The 1870-nt window shown below is 44.0% G+C and carries 3 protein-coding genes; all 3 read left to right on the top strand.

From position 1 onward, the window contains the following. Positions 1-310: 310 nt before the first annotated feature. The 3 genes from AC0QHF_RS00150 (at position 311) to AC0QHF_RS00140 (ending at position 1835) form a co-directional block, all read left to right on the top strand. Positions 311-934 carry a TPR end-of-group domain-containing protein gene (locus tag AC0QHF_RS00150; RefSeq protein ID WP_324702172.1) on the top strand — a complete coding sequence of 208 codons (624 nt, stop codon included), beginning with the start codon at positions 311-313 and terminating at the stop codon, positions 932-934. 152 nt (positions 935-1086) lie between these two features. Next, positions 1087-1332 carry a UPF0175 family protein gene (locus tag AC0QHF_RS00145; RefSeq protein WP_324702171.1) on the top strand — a complete coding sequence of 82 codons (246 nt, stop codon included), beginning with the start codon at positions 1087-1089 and terminating at the stop codon, positions 1330-1332. Continuing rightward, positions 1329-1835 carry a PIN domain-containing protein gene (locus AC0QHF_RS00140; protein WP_324702170.1) on the top strand — a complete coding sequence of 169 codons (507 nt, stop codon included), beginning with the start codon at positions 1329-1331 and terminating at the stop codon, positions 1833-1835. Before AC0QHF_RS00145 ends, AC0QHF_RS00140 begins: the two co-directional genes overlap by 4 nt. The last annotated feature ends 35 nt before the right edge of the window (positions 1836-1870 follow it).

Genomic DNA, 1870 nt, shown 5'->3' with positions numbered 1-1870 from the left:
ATGGCTGCCCCTATGGCGCCCATTGTCAGGCCCCCAAACCCCCAATTCTGGGGGCTTTGAGCGGATGGAATGGCTGCTCATCATGTCGTATTGCTCGGACGAGCAGAAAAAGTGTTGACTCGTGCCGGACAATCAAGGATAATTTAAAACTGAGAGTATATTTCCAAAGTACAATATAAAAAATAGCTATTTTGAGTAGGAGTAAGTCTGCCCAAGTTTCCATGTTAAATTTCCGGACTTGCGGGTAGAACAGATCGATTTCAAATTTGGAGATCATAAAATTGTAGGTTTTTAATTTTTGTGGGTAGACATGAAACAAATATTTATATTTAAAAGATGGACTCGAAACTTCGGTTTATTCTTGACTCTTATTTTGGGATTGTATCTACTGAATGCAAATTCCAGTTACGCACAAGACATAAATATCAACATTTTGTCTGGGAATTTTTCCGAAAATTCGATCTTCAGGACTGATTCTATTTATCCGGATGCTTATCATGGCAGGGGTTCGGTCTATTTGGAGATGGGCAAATATGAAGAAGCCATCAAAGATTTTTCTGAATCGATTAGCTTGAACCCTCAATATCCGGATGCTTATGTTCAGAGGGAATATGCAAAATCATTTTTAAAAGATTATGAAGGTTGGGTAAATCGAGGAATTTCTTTAACAGCTTCGGGGCGATATAAAGAAGCTCTCGATTCTTACGATCGCGCTTTACGTTATAATACTGATGATGATACAGCTTGGTACAACAAAGCTGCAATTTATGCCTTACAAGGGAACGTATCGTCAGCCGTCGAGCATTTGAAGCAAGCAATCAAGCTCAATCCTGAAAGGAAGGAAGATGCCAAAACCGATCCGGATTTTGACTCAATTCGAGAACAGCCTGAATTTAAAGAATTGTTTCGGTCTAAACGTTTCTTTATATTTTGATTAAGTGGGGAACAGTTTAGACAACGATTTGCCAAACTTTAAAATTATCTTGTAGGGGCGCAAGGCTTGCGCCCTCCAGCCCGACTTTCCCCCACACATCCCATGCACAAGTTCCAAGGTATAAAATAGAGTAAGTCGCGAGGTATTGAGTCATGAGCGTTGTTGTTCCCGACGAAATTTTAACTGCAACTCGCATGACCGAGGCTGAAATGCGGCAAGAAATTGCGGTCATGCTCTTTCAGCGAGAAAAACTGACCCTGGCCCAAGCCAGCCGATTTTCGGGAATGCACCGGGTCGCATTTCAGCACCTCCTTGCCAGCCGCCGTATCCCCGTTCATTACGGGGTAGAAGATTTTGAGCAGGATATTGAAAATCTGCGGGAGATGGGCAGATTGTGATTGTTGTCAGTGACACATCGCCCATCAACAACCTCGCCGCAATCGATCGCCTTCATCTTCTTCATCAACTCTATGAAACGGTTCTGATTCCCGAAGCCGTTTATCGAGAATTAACCGATCCCGATTTTCCGGTTGCAGGTGCGATCGAAGTGCAAACTTTTGAATGGATTCAAACCCGGGCTGTTGGCGATCGCACCCTCGTCAAAGCACTGAGCAATGAGCTTGATATCGGAGAAGCTGAGGCGATCGCCCTGGCAGTCGAAATTCAAGCCGATCAAGTTCTGATTGATGAACGTCGGGGGCGTCTCATAGCGGCTAAATTTAACCTCCGATACACGGGTATTTTAGGAATCCTAGTCGAGGCAAAAGGCAATGGCTTGATTGCCGAGGTCAAGCCTTTATTAAATGCGTTGATTGACGAAGCCGGATTCTGGGTTGCAGAACCTCTATACAACAGCATTTTACGAGAAAAGGACGAGAGCTTGAAAGCCGTGTCTTTTTAAAGCACGGATGAAAAGCGAACGGCGACTGAAGTCGC

It is taken from the genome of Lyngbya sp. CCY1209 (assembly GCF_055795065.1).
Note: the sequence above shows the minus strand (reverse complement) of the source record. Positions and strands in the feature narration are given on the sequence as shown.

What these genes read in the sequence shown, in the direction of transcription:
- AC0QHF_RS00150 (WP_324702172.1), top strand. Translation starts at nt 311, where the DNA reads ATGAAACAAATATTTATATTTAAAAGATGGACTCGAAACTTCGGTTTA.
- AC0QHF_RS00145 (WP_324702171.1), top strand. Translation starts at nt 1,087, where the DNA reads ATGAGCGTTGTTGTTCCCGACGAAATTTTAACTGCAACTCGCATGACC.